The 18219-nt window shown below is 66.9% G+C and carries 9 protein-coding genes; 3 read left to right on the top strand and 6 right to left on the bottom strand.

The window, feature by feature from the left end; translation table 11 throughout:
• Nucleotides 1–58: 58 nt before the first annotated feature.
• The 6 genes from IHE47_RS01530 to IHE47_RS01505 all read right to left on the bottom strand — a co-directional run bounded on the left by IHE47_RS01530 (nucleotide 59) and on the right by IHE47_RS01505 (nucleotide 14062).
• Nucleotides 59–3067, bottom strand: a complete 3009-nt coding sequence (locus IHE47_RS01530) for a TonB-dependent receptor (RefSeq protein WP_192103508.1) — start codon at nucleotides 3065–3067, stop codon at nucleotides 59–61.
• A gap of 430 nt (nucleotides 3068–3497) precedes the next feature.
• Nucleotides 3498–4739 (bottom strand): alpha-L-fucosidase, encoded by a 1242-nt coding sequence (locus tag IHE47_RS01525; RefSeq protein WP_192103506.1) that lies wholly within the window; start codon nucleotides 4737–4739, stop codon nucleotides 3498–3500.
• A 231-nt stretch (nucleotides 4740–4970) separates the two neighbouring features.
• Nucleotides 4971–7421 carry a GH92 family glycosyl hydrolase gene (locus tag IHE47_RS01520; RefSeq protein WP_192103504.1) on the bottom strand — a complete coding sequence of 817 codons (2451 nt, stop codon included), beginning with the start codon at nucleotides 7419–7421 and terminating at the stop codon, nucleotides 4971–4973.
• Nucleotides 7422–7458: 37 nt separating this feature from the next.
• Nucleotides 7459–8898, bottom strand: a complete 1440-nt coding sequence (locus IHE47_RS01515; RefSeq protein ID WP_225561549.1) for a glycoside hydrolase family 125 protein — start codon at nucleotides 8896–8898, stop codon at nucleotides 7459–7461.
• Nucleotides 8895–11489: a glycoside hydrolase family 3 protein gene (locus IHE47_RS01510; protein WP_192103503.1), complete on the bottom strand. Its 2595-nt coding sequence runs from the start codon at nucleotides 11487–11489 to the stop codon at nucleotides 8895–8897. The genes IHE47_RS01515 and IHE47_RS01510 overlap by 4 nt, the downstream gene beginning before the upstream one ends.
• A complete protein-coding gene (locus tag IHE47_RS01505; RefSeq protein WP_225561555.1) occupies nucleotides 11486–14062 on the bottom strand; it encodes a glycoside hydrolase family 2 protein in 2577 nt (858 codons plus the stop codon). Before IHE47_RS01505 ends, IHE47_RS01510 begins: the two co-directional genes overlap by 4 nt.
• Before the next feature lie 449 nt (nucleotides 14063–14511).
• Here IHE47_RS01505 and IHE47_RS01500 point away from each other — a divergent pair, with 449 nt between their 5' ends.
• The 3 genes from IHE47_RS01500 to IHE47_RS01490 all read left to right on the top strand — a co-directional run bounded on the left by IHE47_RS01500 (nucleotide 14512) and on the right by IHE47_RS01490 (nucleotide 18108).
• Nucleotides 14512–15963 (top strand): MFS transporter, encoded by a 1452-nt coding sequence (locus tag IHE47_RS01500; protein WP_192103550.1) that lies wholly within the window; start codon nucleotides 14512–14514, stop codon nucleotides 15961–15963.
• 202 nt (nucleotides 15964–16165) lie between these two features.
• The gene (locus IHE47_RS01495) at nucleotides 16166–16993 is read left to right on the top strand and encodes a phytanoyl-CoA dioxygenase family protein (RefSeq protein ID WP_192103499.1); all 828 of its coding nucleotides are present in this window, start codon (nucleotides 16166–16168) and stop codon (nucleotides 16991–16993) included.
• The gene (locus tag IHE47_RS01490; RefSeq protein ID WP_192103497.1) at nucleotides 16990–18108 is read left to right on the top strand and encodes an alcohol dehydrogenase catalytic domain-containing protein; all 1119 of its coding nucleotides are present in this window, start codon (nucleotides 16990–16992) and stop codon (nucleotides 18106–18108) included. The genes IHE47_RS01495 and IHE47_RS01490 overlap by 4 nt, the downstream gene beginning before the upstream one ends.
• Nucleotides 18109–18219 lie beyond the last annotated feature (111 nt).

Raw genomic sequence — 18219 nt, 5'->3', positions numbered from 1 at the left:
AGTAAAAAAACGCCCCGGTCGAAACCGGGGCGCGGGGGAAAGCCCAACCTGAGAGGGATCAGTTGAGCTTGTAGTCAAAGGTCAGGAACAACTCACGACCGTCGTACTCGCTGCCGGTCTGTCCGGTCGTGACGAACTCGAAGCCGCCGGCGTAGTACGGGATCGTAGAAACCCTGTTGAAGATGTTCGACACGGTGAAGGTCAGCTTGGTCTCCGGGTTGATCTGCCAGCCAAGCGAACCGCTCCAGGTGATCCACGCCGGCACGTGGCCGTAGTAGATGGTGTCGTTGACGTTTACCCCGCCGATCTGGCAGACGCCGGTATTGACCGTCGTCCCGTCGCTGCTGACGTAAGTCACCGGGCTCGGCTGGATGCCATTGGCCAGCGTGTTGCAGTTGCCGTAGCCTGGCGCGCGCATGCGGCCATCGCGCACGCCGGAGATCGACGCGTTCCAGTCGCCCTTCTGCCAGGTGCCGATCCAGGTGGCCCTGCTCGCCACATTGTTGTAACGAGTGTTCAGCAATGGGTCGGAAGCCAGCACGCGCTGCTTGTACGAGAGGTTGTCAGTGTAGTTGACGCTGGTGGTGAAATTGCCGTAATCCTCGGTATCCAGCCTGTACTGCAACGAGGCATCGACACCGCTCACGTACAGCGAGGCCTCGTTGATCGGGCCGGATTGCACTATGGTGAGTTGGCCTGCCGCATTGCGCTGCACATCCGCTATCACCATCTGGCAATACGGCGATCCCGGTACGTGCGCGGTGTACGGCGACAGACCCGTTGAGCCGTCCGGCTGATAGCCGGTAAGGCAGCCAGCCGAGTCCTGGAGCACGGTATTCTGGCTGATGTACTCGATGGCGTTGCTCACACCCATGTGCCAGTAGTCGGCAGACACCGACAGACCCTGCACGCCCGGAACCTGCCACACGAAACCATAGGTCCAGGAGTGGCCGGTCTCCGGCACCAGGTTCGGGCCGCCGACCGTTTTCGCGTAGTACCACTGCGACTGGGGACGTTGAATATTGCCGTTGCACCAGGTGCTCGAGGTGTTGCCCGCCTTGATGGCGTTGATGCACTGGTAATAATCCTCGTAAATGCCTTGCGGCTCGACGGAGCCGCCCTGGTAGATCGCCTCCATGTCCGGCGCCTTGAAATTGGTGCCGTAGCTGCCGCGGATCAGCAGGCTGTCGAGCGGCCGCCATTCGAGGCCGGTGCCCCAGGTGCGGGCAATGTCGGCGCTGCTGGCGTCGTGGTACTTGTCGAGGCGGCCGGAGATGGTCCAGGTCAGCGAGTTCAGGATCGGCACGCGGAACTCGGTGCCCAGCGAGAGGCGCTGGCGGCTGCCGCCGCCAAAGTTGTCGTTGTAGAAGGGATCCACGAAGGTCGCGCCGTTGGCCTCGCGCGGATCCGGCGACAGCAGGAAATCGTTGTCCGCAGCTTCCAGCACGGCTGCCCAGCCCACCGACTCGTCCACCCACGGGAACTTGAACAGGTCGCCGTTGACGAGGAACTTCGCCTGGTTCAGCGACGACTCCGCCGTGTTCTCGCCGCTGACCCCGAACTGGCTGTACTGCTGCGGCGTGATGGGGTTCCAGAAACGCTGCCAGTTGATGGCATAGATGGGCAGCCCACCGGCGGTGGTACCCATCTGCGGCCCGAGGAAGAAGTTGTTCATGGCCGCCTGGTCCATGCCCGTGAAGTCCTCGCGCACGATGTACTTCTGGCTGTTGAGGCTGAAGTCCCAGTTGAAGTTGCCGTCGAACATGGTGCCGCGCAGGCCGGCGGTGATGTTCCAGTTCTGCTCGCGGTCGTGGGTATTGGCGGACGTGCCGATTTCCTGCGCGGTCAACTGGCGGTCGAGCGTGTTGATGGTTTGCCCCGTGCTCGAGTCATAGAACGGGCTGTTGTAGCCGAAGAAGGGTAACTGGGTCTGGGAGATACCCACCGAGTCGTACAGGGCCGCCGAGCCGTAGAGTTGCAGGCCATTGCTGAAATCGTACTCGCCGGCCAGGTAACCGTTGTTGGTACGGCTGCCCGGCGTCAGCACCCAGTTCTGGAACAGGTTGGGCTGCGAGCAGAAGGAGCCGTTGTCGGTCGTGCCGGTGATCTGGGTGCCGTTGGTGCTGACGCTGTGCGACTGGCTCAACTGCGAGTTGCTGAACTTGTTGCAGGTGCCCGCCGGCGGCGTGATGTACTGGCCATTGCCGTTCGTCGCGGAGAGGGCGATGGCGCCGGCCGTATCGTACTGGTAGCCGAACATGCGGTCGGCCGCGTTCCAGGCACCATAGCCTGCATCGGACACCGAATCCTGGTACGGACGATCGCTGCCCCACAAGGCCGTACGATTGGACTTCTCCACGTTGTAGAGGATGTGCCAGTTCTCCCCGGACTTGCCGCCGAAGAAATTGATGTCGCCATAGCGGCGGCCGCCACGAGTGGCACCGCCGCCGGTGACCTGCAGGTCGTCACCCTGGTAGTTCTTCTTCAGGATCACGTTGACCACGCCCGCCACCGCATCCGAACCGTAGATCGACGAGGCGCCGGAGGCCAGGATCTCGACATGGTCGATCATGCCGCTGGGCAGGTTTGCGTAGTTCTGGAAGCTGCTCTGCGCGCCCAGCGGCTGCGGGTAATCCACCACGCGAATGCCGTTGATCATCAGCAGGCTGAAGCCCGCACCCAGGTTGCGCAGGTTCACCGGGCGCGCATTCACCGCGGTGGCGCCCCAACTGGCCGGATCCTGCGGCGGCTGGCCCATCTGCGGCAGCGAATCCAGGAATTCCCACAGCGTGGTGAAGCCCTGCTGCTTGATCTGAGTGCCGGTGATGATGACCACGGGCGCGTCGCCCTCGACTTCCACGCGCGGGATCATCGAACCGGTGACGGTGACCGTCTGCAGGTTCTTCGCCTTGCCCTGGTCGGGCTGCTGAGCGCTGGACGAATTCGACGACGTGGACTGGGCGCCGCCGGCCGAAGCCGTCTGCGCCTGCACGGCGAGCGGCGACAGCAGGGCGATGGAAAGCGCACTCACTAGCGTGGTACGACGCAATGCGATGGCATGACGCATGGGAACCCCTCCCTCAAATATGTTGTTTGCCGTTGTCGCAAGGCCTGACGGAAACACCCCTGATCCGCCCGGCCCTGCTTGGTTTCTCTTGCCGCCCCTGACCCGCTTGGATCGAGTCAAATCCCAGCGGGGCCAGGTCACGATCTTGTTCGTGGAGCCCTGCAAATCGACGCGCAAATTTGTGCGCCCACATGCAGGCCGGAAATCCTTGTCGTCATTTAGATCGATCCATATATGAAGCTATCATTCACCCATGAACGATGCAAGCCGCATTGCAATATGGTGAAGCTTTCCTTTCCCCTCTCCCTCCGGGAAAGGGTGCCCGAAGGGCGGGAGAGGGTTCGGGCAGAGCGGAAGGCTGAAGGTCCTGGCAAGTCCGAACCCTCTCCCCCGGCCTCATCCCACAAGCGGGAGAGGGGAGACAGGCGGATCAGTTGCTGGTGATCGGCTTCACTTCGTCATGGAACAGTTGCACCGGACCATCCAGCGTGAGCGCCAGCACGGTGACCTCGGAATCCAGCGTGGCGGGCGGCACGGTGACGTAGAGCAGGCCGGGCACCTTGCTCCAATAGGCCTTGCCCACCACCTGCGTATCCAGCGTGGTGCCGTTGCCGACCACGCGCGCGTGCAGCACGCGGTTCACCAGGCCCTTCACCAGCACCGGTCCGTTTGGACGTCCATCCACGAACAGGTACAGCGTGCTGCCATCCTTCGACAACGTGCTGGAGCCGGCGTAGTAGTCCTTCGGGATGCCGGCCTGCGTGCCGTAGATCGCCTCGGCATTCTTGTGCGTCCAGCGGCCGATCTGCTTCAGCGTGTCGACTTCCTGTTCGGGGATCGTGCCGTCGGCGCGCGGGCCGATGTCCAGCAGCAGGTTGCCGCCCATGCCGATGGTGTCGGCGAGGATGCGGATCAGCTGGTTCGCGCTCTTGAAATGGTCGTCGTTCGGCTGCCAGCCCCAGGAGTTGTTCATGGTCATGCACAACTCCCAGTACTTCTGCGGCGGCGGCGTGATCGGCACGCCCTGCTCCGGCGTGGCGTAGTCGCCATAGCCGGCGAGGCGGGAGTTGATGATGGCCATCGGGTTGCGCGCCAGCAGCATTTCGCGGTCCTGCTTCGCGTGCCACTCCTCGGCGCTGTGTTCCCAGTCGCCGTCGAACCAGTACAGGTCGGGGTTGTAGCGCTGTGACAGGTCCCTCAGCTGGCCCTGGTAGTACTTCACGAAGCGATCCCAGCGAGCAGGGTCGGCCTTGGCGTCGTAGCGCGACTCGGCCTTGGTGAAACCCGGGTAATCGGGATACGACCAGTCGATCAGCGAGAAGTACAGGCCGACCTTGACGCCGTCCTTGCGCAGCGCCTGCACGAACGGCCCGACCAGGTCGCGCTTCGCCGGCGTGTCCTTCACCACGTTGATGCCCTGCGCGGTGTCCCACAGCGCCACGCCGTCGTGGTGCTTGGCGGTGAGCACCGCGTAGCGCGCGCCGCTCTCGCGGATCAGGTCGGCCCAGGCCTGCGGATGGTAGTTCGCCGCGGTGAAACCCTTGAGCTGCTGCATGTAGTGGTCGTGGCTGACGTAGCCGTCGAAGAACGACCACGACTCGTCGATGCCATCCACCGCGTAGATGCCGTAGTGGATGAAGATGCCGAACTTCGCATCCGCGAACCACTGCATGCGCTGTGACTCGGTGGGCGCGGCTTCCGAAGGCGCCGCTGCGACGGGTGGCGTCGCAGCGTACGTGGCGGGACTGGCGCATACACAAGCGAGCAGCAGGGCAAGTCGCTGCCCCAATCCGTTCGGTCTGAGCGAAGCGCCGCAGGTACGGAGTCGAAGCCACCCGGCGAGGCTGCGCTTCGACTGCGCTTCGCTACGCTCAGGGTGAGCGGTGAAAGCTCGTCGCATCGCTCAGCCCTCGCCCTTGCCGGCCAGCTGGCCGAACGACGGTGGGCGGTCTTCCGCCGCGGCGCCGAACTGCTTGTTCGGCTTGTCGCCCATCTCGAACACCAGCGTGCCACCGGCAGTGAGGTCCTTGTGGTCGATCCAGCTCTTCGTCCACGGCTGGCCGTTCCAGGTCACCGACTGGATGTAGGGCTTGCCCGGGCCGTTGCCCTTCGTCTCGACGACGAGCTTTTTGCCTTCACCCACCATCACCTCGCCGCGGTCCACCAGCGGGCTGCCGAACACCCACTCCGTGCTCACCGGATCGACCGCGTACAGGCCCAGCGCGCTCAGCACGTACCACGCGCTGATCTGCCCGCAGTCGTCGTTGCCGGCGGTACCGTCGGGCAGCGGCGGGTACATGGTTTCCAGCAGCGAGCGCACGCGCGACTGCGTCTTCCAGTGGTTGCCGGTGTAGGCGTAGAGATAGGCCACGTGGTGGCTGGGTTCGTTGCCGTGCGCGTACTGGCCGACCATGCCAGCGATGTCCGGCGGCGCATCGGCGGGCAGTTCGGAGCTGGTGGTGAACAGTTCGTCCAGCTTGCGTTCGAACGCGTCCACGCTGCCGAACATCGGCATGTAGCCGTACAGGTCGTGCTGGTTGAGGAAGGTGGCTTCCCACGGGTTCGACTCGGTGTAGTCGCGCCACTTCTCGAAGTGCCCCATCTCGCGCGGATCGAACGGCTCGATCCACTTGCCGGCGCTGTCGCGCGGGCGCATGAAGGTGAGCTTGGTGTCGAACACGTTGCGGTAGTTGCGCGAGCGCTTGCGCAGCGTCTCGGCATCCGCGTGCTGCCCCACGCCATCGGCGAGGCGCGCCATCGCCCAGTCGTCGTAGGCGTATTCCAGCGTCTTGCTGACCGCCTCGCCCTCCTTGTCGCTGGGGATGTAACCCATCTTGCGGTAGTACGGCAGGCCGCGCCAATCGTCGTCGAAGGCGCGCTTGCGGAAGACCGGCCACGCCTTGTCGAAGGCGATGCCGGTGAAGCCCTTGGCCTGTGCCTCGGCAAGCAGCACGATGGAGTGGTAGCCGATCATGGTGCCGGTCTCCACGCCCTGCAGCGGCCAGATCGGCGGGCCTTCCGGGCTTTGGTTCGCCTGGCGGATCAGGTCGTTGGCGAAATCGGGCACGCGCTCCGGCTGGAACAGCGTGTACAGCGGATGCAGCGCGCGGTAGATGTCCCACAGCGAGTACGCGCTGTAGGAATGCTGCCCCTGCGACAGCTGGTGCACCTGGAGGTCCATGCCGCGGTAGCGGCCATCGACGTCGCTGAACAGCGTGGGGCCGAGCATCGTGTGATAGAGCGCGCTGTAGTAGGTCTTGAGCACGACCTCGGACGAGCTTTCGATGCGGATGCGCGAGAGTTCCTGCTCCCACTGCTGCGCGGCGGCGCGCTGCACGCGATCGAAATTCCAGTCGGGGATTTCCGCTTCGAGGTTGCGCAGGGCGCCATCGATGTCCACCGCGGAGATGCCCACCTTGACCAACAGTGGCGCCTTTGCGGCATTGTCCAGGTGCAGTGCAACCTTGAGGTTCGTGCCCTTGGCCTCGGTCGCGCCTGAGGCGAGCGGCTTGTCGTCCGAATACAGGCCGGCGTGCGAGAACGGCCGCGACAGCTTCATCGCGAAGTAGATGTAGCGGCCATTCGCCCATTCGTGCACGCGGCGACCGCCGACCAGGGTGTCGTTGCCGACCAGGCGCAATTCGGCATCGCTGACCTTGCACGGCGTGTTCATGTTGTCCTGGCAGCCATGCGCCAGATCGACCAGCAGGTGGCCGGGGCCGCGCTTGTGGAAGGTGTAGCGGTGCAGGCCGGCACGCGCGGTCGTGGTGAGCTCGGCGAGGATGTCGTGGTCGGTGAGGCGCACCCGGTAATAGCCGGGCACCGCCTGCTCGGAACCCTTGTCGTAGCGTGAGCGGTAGCCCTTGCCCGGATGCGCCACCACGTCCGCCGTGAGGTGCGGCCCATGCGCCGCGCCGTCGAACTTGGAGTAGTACAGCTCGTCGGGCAGGCCGCGCGCGCCGGGATCGAGCAGCACCTCGCCCTGCGCGGGCATCACCAGCACGTCGAGCATGTCGCCGCAGCCGGTGCCGCTCAGGTGCGTGTGCGAGAAGCCCATGATCGAGCCATCGGCCTGGTGGTAGCCCGAGCAGGCGTCCCAGCCGTAGGTATTGGTATCGGGCGACAACTGCACCATGCCCCACGGCAGCGTGGGGCCGGGAAAGGTATGGCCGTGGCCACCGGTGCCGACGAAGACGTCGACATGCTTCGATACGTTGTTCTTCGGCAGGCTGGACAGGGACAGTGCCCCCGCACCGGCCTGCGTGCCTGTCGCGGCCAGCGCGCGGCGTGCGTCGAGGCCACCGAGCAAGGTCAATGCCGTTGCGCCTTGCAGGAATCGTCTGCGGGTCACCATGGTCGTGGTCTCCTTCGGGGATGTGGAGGTGCGGCGGTTACCGCAGCAGTTCGGGGTGGTGGTCGGCCAGCCCGGCGATCAGCTCGCCGAACAGGCTGTTGGCCCAGGCGAACCAGGGCCGCGTGAATTTCGCCGGATCGTCCTGATCGAAGGCCTCGTGCATGAAGCCGGTGCCGGCGTGGGTGGTCTTGAGCCAGTGCAGGCACTGGCGGATCTCGCCCGCGTCGCCACTGGTCAGCGCGCGTACCATCAGCGACATCGGCCAGATCATGCGCAGGCCTTCGTGCGGGCCCCCGATGCCTTCCGCTGCCGTGCCGCGGAAGAAATACGGATTGCGCCCACCCCAGGCGCGCGCACGGGTACGCCGGTAGCGTGCATCGTCGCGCGTGCAGAAACCGAGATAGGGCAAGGCCAGCAGGCTGGGCACGTTGGCGTCGTCCATGAACAGCTGGTTGCCGTAGCCGTCCACCTCGTAGGCCCAGAAATCCTCGCCGGCCTCGCTCATCACGGCGTACTTCTCCAGCGCCGCCTGCACCTCGGCGGCCAGCGCCTCGCAATCGGTGGCGAAGGCGGCATCGCCATGCAGGGCGCGCGACATCTCCGCAAGTTGCCGCAGCGAGACCACGGCAAAGGCATTCGCCGGCACGAACAGCGGATAGATGCAGGCGTCGTCCGAAGGCCGGAACATCGAGCAGATCAGGCCCACCGGCAACGCGGGATTGCCGTAGCCATCCAGCGGCACGGTGTCGGTGGGCACCGCCGACCCGCGCTGGAAATGGTACGGCCCCGGCCCGTGCTTGCGCTGCTCCGTACGGAACGTCGCCAGCACTGAATGCATCGCGGCGCGCCAGTCGTCGTCGAACGGCACGCGGTCGCCGGTGGCTTTCCAGTAGCCGTGGGCGATGCGTATCGTCCAGCACAACGAGTCGATCTCCCACTTGCGCTCGGCCACGCCGGGTTTCATGTCGGTGAGGTCGTGCTGCGCCCAGCTCAGGTTGGTACGCGCCTGCGGATCGGGCATGAACGCATTGGCATAGGGATCGATCGCGATGCAGGCCGCATGGCGATGGATCAGCCCGCGGTACAAGCGGCGCAAGGATTCGTCCTTCGCCGCCAGCGGCAGATACGGCCACACCTGCGCGGAGGAATCGCGCAGCCACATCGCGTCGATGTCGCCGGTGATGACGAAGGTGTCCGGCTTGCCGTGCAGCGTGCCGATCTGCACGGTGGTGTCCAGCGTGTTCGGGTAGCAGTTGCCGAACATCCACTTGAGTTCGGGATCGCCGATCTTCGCCTGCACGCGCGCGATCTCCGCTTCCACCGCGGCGCTGGTGAACTTGCGCTTGCCCGGCGGCGGGCGACGGTCGGGCCGCGCCTGCGCCGTGCCGGCCATGGCGAAACGCGACGAGGCCAGCGCGACGGCGCCCGCCCCCATCAGCTTGAGCATGCCGCGCCGGGAAAGCGTATCCAGGGTCATGGCGCCAACACCTCGTTGCCGTTGATGGTGAATGCGGATGCGACACCCGCGGCATCGCCGGGCTGGCCACCGCCGATGAACACGTGATAGAGGCCTGGCTCGACGGTGCGCGTGCCTGCCGCATCCACGCTGCTCACGTCGCGCGGCGACAGCGTGAAGTCCACGCGCCGGCTTTCGCCGGGCGCGAGATGCACGCGCTGGAAGCCGACCAGCGCATGCCGCGGCGTCAGCGGCGATGGCGGCGCATCCAGGTAGACCTGCACCACCTCGTCGCCCGCGCGCGTGCCGTCATTGCGCAGCTCGGCGCTCACCTGCAGCGTGTCGCCGGCCTTCAGTGCCTGCGTCGACAACGTGGGCGTGGCATAGGCGAAATGCGTGTAGCTGAGGCCGTAGCCGAACGGATACAGCGGCGTGCCGCGGAAATAGCGGTACGTGCGCCCCTGCATCGCGTAGCTGGTGAACGGCGGCAGGTCCTGCACCGAACGATAGAACGTCACCGGCAGGCGTCCACCCGGATTGGTGTCTCCGGCCAACGCCTGCGCGATCGCCGTGCCGCCGGCCTGCCCCGGATACCACGCGGCGAGGATGGCGTCGGCATGCTGCTTCGCCCAATCCAGCGCCACCGCGCCACCGGACATCAGCACCACGACCAGCGGCTTGCCGGAGGCCGCAGCATGTTCCAGCAGCATGCGTTGCGGCGCCGGCAGGGCCAGCGAGGTGCGGTCGCCGCCCGCGAAACCGGGCACCTCGATCTGCAGCGCCTCGCCTTCGACATCCGGCGACAGGCCGACGAAGGCGACCACCGCATCCGCCGCGCGCATCGCGCGATCGGCTTCGGCCAGTTGCATCGCGGGCGGTGCCAGCCACTGCAGGCGCACACCGCTGTCATGGCCGCGATGCAGCAGTTCCATGCGCAGCGCATGCGGCTTGCCGTCGGCGAAGTGCAGCTTCGCCTGCATGTGCTTGTCGTCGCCGTCATCCGCGAGCACCGGCTTGCCGTCCACGAACAGGCGCACGGCGTCGTGCGTATCACAGTCGAAGCAGCGATCCACGTGCGCGACCAGCGTGTAGTCGCCCGGCCCCGGCGGCAACAGCTCGCCGCTCCAGCGCACGGCATAGTGATCGACAGCCAGGCCATCGGCCGGAGGCGCGCGATCCCAGTCGAAGTCGATCACGCGGTCGGTGCGCGAGAGTTTCGCCGCGCCGCTGAAGTCCGCGTTCGCGTAATACTCGGCGCTGAGGCCAGCCTCTCCGCCCGCCGTGCGAAACGCGGTCTCCGGCACCGCAATCGGCACGCCGGCTGCCACCGGGGCACCCTGCGCATAGCTCACGGCTTCGTTGCCGAAGCGTTCGCGCAAACCTTGCAGCGGCGTCACCGGGGCACGCGCCACGCCGTGGTAGTTCGCCTCCAGCGTTTCCAGCGTGTCGGCATCGGGGCCGATCACCGCAAGGCGCAGGCCGTTGCGCAACGGCAACGTGTCGCGGGCGTTCTTCAGCAGTACCAGCGATTCCTGCGCGGCCTGCAGCGCCAGCTTGCGATGCGCGGCGCTGTCGACGTCGTTCGCACCGAAGTGTGCATACGTCTCGTCACCGCCGAGTTCGCCGAGGCGGTAGCGTGCGGTGAACAGCCGTACCAGCGCAGCATCCAGCGCGGACTCGGGCAGCTCGCCCTTGCGCACTGCGGCGGCAAGGCTGGCGTAGGTGTGGCCGCAGTCGAGATCGGTGCCGGCGCGCAGCGCCGCCGCGGCAGCCTGTTCCTCGTCGGGCTTGTAGTGGTGGAAGGACGAGATGTCGCCCACCGCGTCGCAATCGGATACCACGTAGCCGGTGAAGCCCCAGTCCTTGCGCAGGCGCGTGTCCAGCAACGTCGCGTTGGCGCACATCGGCACGCCGTCCAACGCGTTGTAGGAACACATCACCGAACCGGCGCCGCCTTCGGTGACGGCGGCGCGGAACGCCGGCAGGTAGGTATCTTGCAGGTCATGCGGTGACACCACTGCGTTGAAACTGTCGCGACCGGTCTCCGGCCCGCTGTGCGCCACGAAGTGCTTGGGCGTGGCGATGGCACGCGGATGCTGCGCATCGTCGCCCTGGATGCCATGCACGAAGGCCACCGCGAGGCTGCCGGTGAGGAAGGGATCCTCCCCGTAGGTTTCCTGACCGCGGCCCCAGCGCGGATCGCGGTCGATGTTGATGTTCGGCGACCAGATCGTCAGGCCCTGGTAGCGCGCGTGCGCCTTGCCAGCGCCGACCATGTTGAAGCGGGCGCGCGACTCGACCGACACCGTCGTTCCCACCGCCTGCAACAACGGCGCATCCCAGCTTGCGGCCAGGCCGATCGCCTGCGGGAACACGGTGGCGTAGCCGTCGCGGGCATGGCCATGCAGGCCCTCGTTCCACCACTCGTAGGCGGACACGCCGAGGCGCGGGATCGCCGGCGCGTCGTTCTGTAGCTGCGACACCTTCTCCGCCAATGTCATCTTTGCCACCAGCGCCGACGCGCGCGCCACCGCGCTCTGCGTCTGCGCGGCAGCGCCTGTCGCCGCCAGCAGCAACGTGAGAGCCGCGACACTGGCGGTGCGTTTCGTCATGGCGTGGTTACCGTGGCGCCATACAAGCTGCGCACCGTCAATGCACGCCGCAAGACCGCTGCATCGGCCATGCTGTCCACCTGCAGCGTCACCGATTCGCCGGGCAGCAGGTCGAAGGCGTTGTCGGACAGCCGCGCGTCGGGATCGGCCTCGCCGAAATCCACCCAGACCTCGCGTGCGAGATGCTGCGCGCTCACCGTGACGCTGTGGCCATCGGCGGAAAGCGTCGCCTTCAGGCCGGGATCGGGCAACGCCAGGTTCTTCGCGTCATCGAACCAGACCAGATGGCGCGAAAGCAGCTTGCCGTGGTCGAGCAACTCGAACACCGCCACCGTGTGGCGCGGATCGCCGCCGTGCAGCAGCTGCGCGTCGGCGTAATCGCCGGCCGGCGTGCTGGCCAGCGCCGCGACGTGCGCGGGCTGCGTGTGTTCCCACAACGACTTGCCATCCATGTCGAGCACGCGCACGCGGAGTTCGGCATCGAACGCCTCGGTGCGGTCGGAGACCAGCGACACCTGCGTCTTGCCGTTCTTGCGGATCGCCACCACGCGCAGTGGCGCATAGAAACGTTTCGCGTGGTACTGCAGCGCCTTCCAACGGCCGTAGTAGTCGATGCTGGCCCAGGTGGCCCCGGGCCATACGTCATTGAGCTGCCAGTACAACGAACCCATGCTCTGCGGGCGCGAGGCGCGCAGGTGTTCGGCGGCCAACTGGATGCCTTCGGCCTGCATCACCTGGCTGAGGTAGACCAGCGACGCGAAGTCCTTCGGCTTGCCGTAGCCGCGCTCCACGTACATCAGCAGGCGCTGGTTGCCCTTGCCTTTGTCGAACTTCTGGTGTGCGCGCAGCACCGGCGAATCGATGTCGAGATCGCCCGGTTCGAGCACGCTGCGCAGCGTCGCCATGGCCGGGAACGACTGCAGGCCGTATTCGGACTGGAAGCGCGGGGTGACGTCGAGATAGGCCGTCGGCGGCAACGCCTTGCCCGACCACACGTTCCAGTAGTGGTAGTCACCGTTGTCCAGCACGTTGGCCTGCTCGTCGTAGTCGCTGCTGGGCGTGCTCGGCCAGTACGGCACTTCGGGCGACTGCGTGGCTACCACGTCGCGCAGCACATGGTCGAACAGTTCGCGCATGCCCTGCACGATGCGCTGCACTTCGGCCTTGGGCAGGGTGGCTTCGAGATGCGCGCCGCCGCCCCAGGTCTCCCACGCGGTTTCCACCTCGTTGTTGCCGGCCCACAGCACGATGGAGGGATGGTCGCGCAGGCGGTCCACCTGCTCGATCGCCTCGATGCGCGTGTTGTCGCGGAAGGCCTTGTCGTAGGGCGGGATCGCGCCGCCGAACATGAAGTCCTGCCACACCATCAGGCCCAGCCTGTCGGCCTCGGCGTAGAACGCGTCGTCGAAGTAATAGCCGCCGCCCCAGAGGCGCAGCATGTTCATGTTGGCGTCGCGCGCGGACTGCAGCATCGCATCGATGCGCGCCGGGGTGACGCGGTTCGGGAACATGTCCTGCGGGATGACGTCGGCGCCCTTGGCGAAGATGGGCACGCCGTTCACCACGAACGCGAAGCTCTTGCCCCACTGGTCCTTCTGCCGGCGCAGTTCGATGCTGCGCAGGCCGGTGCTGCGGTCCGCGCTGGCCACGACCTGTCCATCCATGGCCACGTCGACGTGGAAGTCGTACAGGTTCGGCGCGCCGTAGCCCACCGGCCACCAGCGTTGCGGATGGGCGATCTGCAGCGGCAGCGCGATGTGGTTGTCGCCGGCCCTCAGCGCGATGTCGCTGTCCTGCGATTGCGTGCTGCCGTCCGGCGCGCGCCAACGCAGCGTGGCCTTGGCCTGGCCTGCGGCATCGGCGTGGATGTCGAGTTGCGCCTGCAGTTCTGCGACGTCCGCGGTGACCTTCGGTTGCGCGATGTGGAAACCGGCGAGGCGCAGCGCGTCCCAGCTTTCCAGCTTCACGTCCTTCCAGATGCCTTCGGTGACGATGCGCGGGCCCCAGTCCCAGCCGTACTGCCACGCGGCCTTGCGCACGTAGTTCGCCGTCTGCTTGCCTTCAGGCTCGTCGCCGAAGGCCGAATCGAACTCGCCCGGCAGCGCATACGGCTGCTTCAGCAACCAGGGCTGCAGGCGCGCGATCGGCGAATGCAGGGTGACTTCCAGCGTGTTCGTGCCCGCATGCAGCCACGCCTTCACCGGCACGCGCCAGCGGCGGAACATGTTGTCGGCGGCGAGCAGCTTGTGGCCGTTGAGCGAGACGTCGGCGAAGGTGTCCAACCCGTCGAACACCAGTTCCACATGCTTGCGCGCCAGCGTGGCCGCGTCCACGGTGAACGTGCTGCGGTACTGCCAGTCGGACAGGCCCACCCACTGGATCTTCGCCTCGTTGTCGCGCCAATAGGGATCGGGCACCAGCTTCGCGGCGAGCAGGTCGGTCTGCACGGTGCCGGGCACGGTGGCAGGCAGCCACTGCGCGGCGGCCGGATGGTCGGCGACGTGCTTGTCGCCGGGCAGCAGGCGGAACTGCCAGCCGCCGTCCAGCGATTGCGTCGCCAGCGTCGAAGCCATGCCCGGCAAGGGCAAGGCCAGCGCCAGGATCGCCAGTACCGGCAACAGGCTGCGGCATGCCGGCATGCATCGCGTCCACCGCTTCTTCATCGCCCACCCCTCTTCAATGTCGCCGCGCGCCGGTGTGCGACCACGCCGGTCGCAGCCAAATTTAGATCGATCCATGTGGACGCTAGCACCGACCCGATCCCGGCGCATGCCGCAACGCAAAATCCGTGAACGCAATCGCACGACCGGGCGGCTTCAACCGATCCAAAGCGCCCTGTCTCCGCATGCACGAACGGCGATGGCACCGCATGAATACGTATGCACCGGGCTGGCTGCTGCACTGCGATGCCACCTAACCTCGCGGAGTCACCCCGTGCAGGACCGTACCCTTGCCGCCCGTCTCCACCCACCGCGCGCCAGCGCAGCAACAGCCCGAGCTGTCGTTCCGGCAGATCTGGAACATGTGCTTCGGCTTCCTCGGCATCCAGTTCGGCTTTGCGCTGCAGACCGCCGACGTCAGCCGCATCTTCCAGACGCTGGGCGCCTCGTTGGAGCAGATCCCTTCGCTGTGGATCGCCGCGCCGCTCACCGGCCTGATCGTGCAGCCGATCATCGGCCACTACTCCGACCGCACCTGGACCCGGCTGGGGCGGCGGCGCCCGTACTTCCTCGCCGGCGCGCTGCTGTCCACGCTGGCCCTGCTGTGGATGCCGAACGCCGGCGTGCTGTGGATGGCGGCGATCCTGCTGTGGCTGATGGACGCCAGCTTCAACGTCGCGATGGAGCCGTTCCGCGCCTTCGTCGCCGACCAGTTGCCGGTGCGCCAGCGCCCGCAGGGCTACCTGATGCAGAGCTTCTTCATCGGCACGGGCGCGGTGGTCGCCTCGATGCTGCCGTGGATCCTCGCGCAGCTCGGCGTCAGCAACGTGGCGCCGGACGGCGGCATTCCCGACACCGTGAAGTACTCGTTCTATGCCGGTGGCGCGGCGCTGCTGGGCGCGGTGCTGTGGACCGTCTTCAGCACGAAGGAGTACCCGCCCGAACAGTTGCGCGGCTTCGATGCCACACCGGCGGTACACGAGAGCCTGCCCGACCTGCGCGGCATCTGGCGCCGCGGCAGCCTGTGGCTGCTTGCCGGCATCGCGCTCGGTGTGCTGGTCTGGTTCCTGCAACTGCGCGACGAGGTCTACCTGCTGGCCGCCGGCCTGGCCGTCTACGGCCTGCTGCTGATCGGTTACGAGGCCGCCATGAAGATGCGTCCCGCGCTGGCGGAAAAGCGCGGCCTGCTCGGCCACGTGCTGGGCGACCTGCACGCGATGCCCGCCGCAATGCGCCAGCTTGCCTGGGTGCAGTTGTTTTCGTGGTTCGCGCTGTTCGCGATGTGGATCTACGCCACGGCCACCGTGGCGCAGGTGCAGTACGGCGCCACGGACGCGCACTCCGCGCTCTACAACGAGGCGGCGAACTGGGTGGGCGTGCTTTCCGCCGCGTACAACGTCTGCGCGGCGGTGGCGGCTATGCTCATTCCGCGGATGGTGCGCCGCTGGGGCCTGCGCGCCAGCCACCTGGTCAACCTGTGGCTGGGCGGCCTGGGCCTGGCGTCCTTCCTGTTCGTGCGCGACCCGCACTGGCTGCTGCTGCCGATGGTCGGCGTGGGCTTTGCGTGGGCCTCGATCCTGTCGCTGCCCTACGCGATGCTCTCCGACAACCTGCCCGCGGCGAAGATGGGCGTGTACATGGGCATCTTCAATTTCTTCATCGTGATCCCGCAGCTGATCGCCGCCAGCGTGCTGGGCGAACTGCTGAAGCGCTGCTTCCACGACCAGCCGGTCTGGGCCCTGATGGTGGGCGGCGCCAGCCTGTTCGTCGCCGGCCTGTGCACGCTGCGCGTGCAGCTGACGGAGCAGCCGTAGGGGCGCACCCTGTGCGCGATGGCTCCGATCGAGCATCGGAGCCATCGCGCACAGGGTGCGCCTACGCCGTGTCCGTGCGGGCATGGCGAGGCTTCATCGAGGTCATGAATCCGACAGTTTCACCTGGCCATTGGGCATCCCCTGCCGATGCGCCATGGCCACCGGCTTCCTAGGATGACTCCCATCCCGCAGGAACCCGCGCATGGCCATCGACCTCGACCGCCCCTATCCGCTCACCGCCCGGCAGATCGCCGATTACCGCCGCGACGGCTTCATCAAGCTCAAGGACGTGTTCAACGCCGACGAGCTGCGCCACTACGGCGAGGAAATCACCCGCCGCACCATCGCGCTGAACACGCAGACCAGGCCGCTGGAGGAACGCAGCACCTACGACCGCGCCTTCCTGCAGGTGATGAACCTGTGGGAGGAGAGCGACACCGTGCGCGAGTTCGTGTTCGGCAGGCGCCTGGCCGGCCTCGCCGCCGCGCTGATGGAGGTGGACGGCGTGCGGCTGTACCACGACCAGTCGCTGTACAAGGAGCCGGGCGGCGGCATCACGCCCGCGCATGCCGACCAGTACTACTGGCCCGTCGACAGCGACCGCACCATTACCGCCTGGGTGCCGCTGCAGGCGGTGCCGCAGGACATGGGGCCGCTGGCCTTCTTCGCCGGCAGCCAGCACGAGGCGTTCGGCCGCGACCTGGAGATTTCCGACGAGAGCGAGCGCGCGATCACCGCGAACATGCAGGCACGCGGCTTCGACGTGCTGGACGAGCCGTTCGCGCTGGGCGAGGTGAGCTTCCACTCCGGCTGGACCTTCCACCGCGCCGGCCCGAACCGCTCGACCACGCCGCGTTCGGTGATGACGGTGATCTACATGGACCGCGACATGCGCCTGAAGGCGCCGGACAACCACATGCAGCGGGCCGACTGGGAGCGCTGGTGCCCGGGCGCCGAAGTCGGCGCGGTGATTGCCACGCCGAAGAATCCGCTGCTGTTCGAAAGCGCGCCGTCCGGGCAGGCGGCATGAGCGGCAAGGCCGTCCACGGCAGCGCGATCATCGCCGACGGCACGGGGCGCTTCAGCCTGGAAACCATCGCGGTCGACCCGCCCGCCGCGGGCGAGGTTCGCGTGGCGATGGCCGCGGCCGGCGTCTGCCATACCGACCACGCCTCGCTGCGCTGGCCCGGCCCGCTGGTGATGGGGCACGAAGGTGCAGGCCATGTCGAAGCCATCGGCGCAGGCGTGACGGGGCTGGAGATCGACCAGCCCGTGCTGCTGAACTGGGCGATCCCCTGCGGCCACTGCCACCAGTGCAAACATGGCGCCACGGCGCTGTGCGAGCGTACCCACGAACTCGACGTGCCGCAGCTCGGCAACAGCCGCGCACACCCCGGCGCCACGCGCTGGCGCGGGCAACCCATCGAACGCTCTTTCCACCTCGGCACTTTCGCGCAGCACACCCTGGTGCGCGCCGAGGCGGTGACGCCACTGCCATCCGGTCTTCCACTCGAGCTCGCCTGCATCCTCGGCTGCGCGGTGATGACCGGCGTGGGTTCGGCGGTGAACGTGGCCGCGGTGGCGCCCGGCGACACCGTGGCCGTGCTGGGCTGCGGCGGCGTGGGCCTCAACGTGATCCAGGGCGCGCGCATCGCCGGCGCGCGCAGCATCATCGCGATCGACCACATGCCGTCGCGGCTGCAGCGCGCGTGCGAACTGGGCGCCACGCACACGCTGCTGCCGCACGCTGGCGACGACGACCACGTGCAACTCGTCGCCGAGGTACGTGCGCTTGCCGACGGCCGTGGCGTGGACCACGCCTTCGAGGCCACCGGCGTGCCCGCGCTGGCCTTCCTGCCGCTGAGGCTCGCCCGCAACGGCGGCAACGCATTGCAGGTGAGCGGCGCGCACGGCCCCGCGACGCTGGAACTCACCGACCTGTTCTGGAACAAGCGCTACCTTGCGCCGTTGTACGGCAATTGCGTGCCCGCGCGCGATTTCCCGCGGCTGTTCGAATGGATCGCCGAGGGCAAGCTGGAACTCGCGGCGCTGGTCAGCCACCGCTACCCGCTGGAGGCGCTGGACCGCGCCTTCGACGACATGCTGCAGGGGTGCAGCACCAAGGGCGTGTTGCGCATCGCATGAACGACGAAACCCTAGAGCCTGTTCAACATCTCCGCGTGGCCCGCGCCGGGAGCTGTTTGCGCGCAGGCCAAGGAAGAACGAGGGAGTGGACGTCCGTCCACGACCGAGTGA

This window comes from Rhodanobacter sp. DHB23, from assembly GCF_014842975.1.
GTDB lineage: Bacteria > Pseudomonadota > Gammaproteobacteria > Xanthomonadales > Rhodanobacteraceae > Rhodanobacter_A.
The sequence above is the reverse complement of the archived record's forward strand: the minus strand, read 5'-3'. Positions and strand labels throughout refer to the sequence as shown.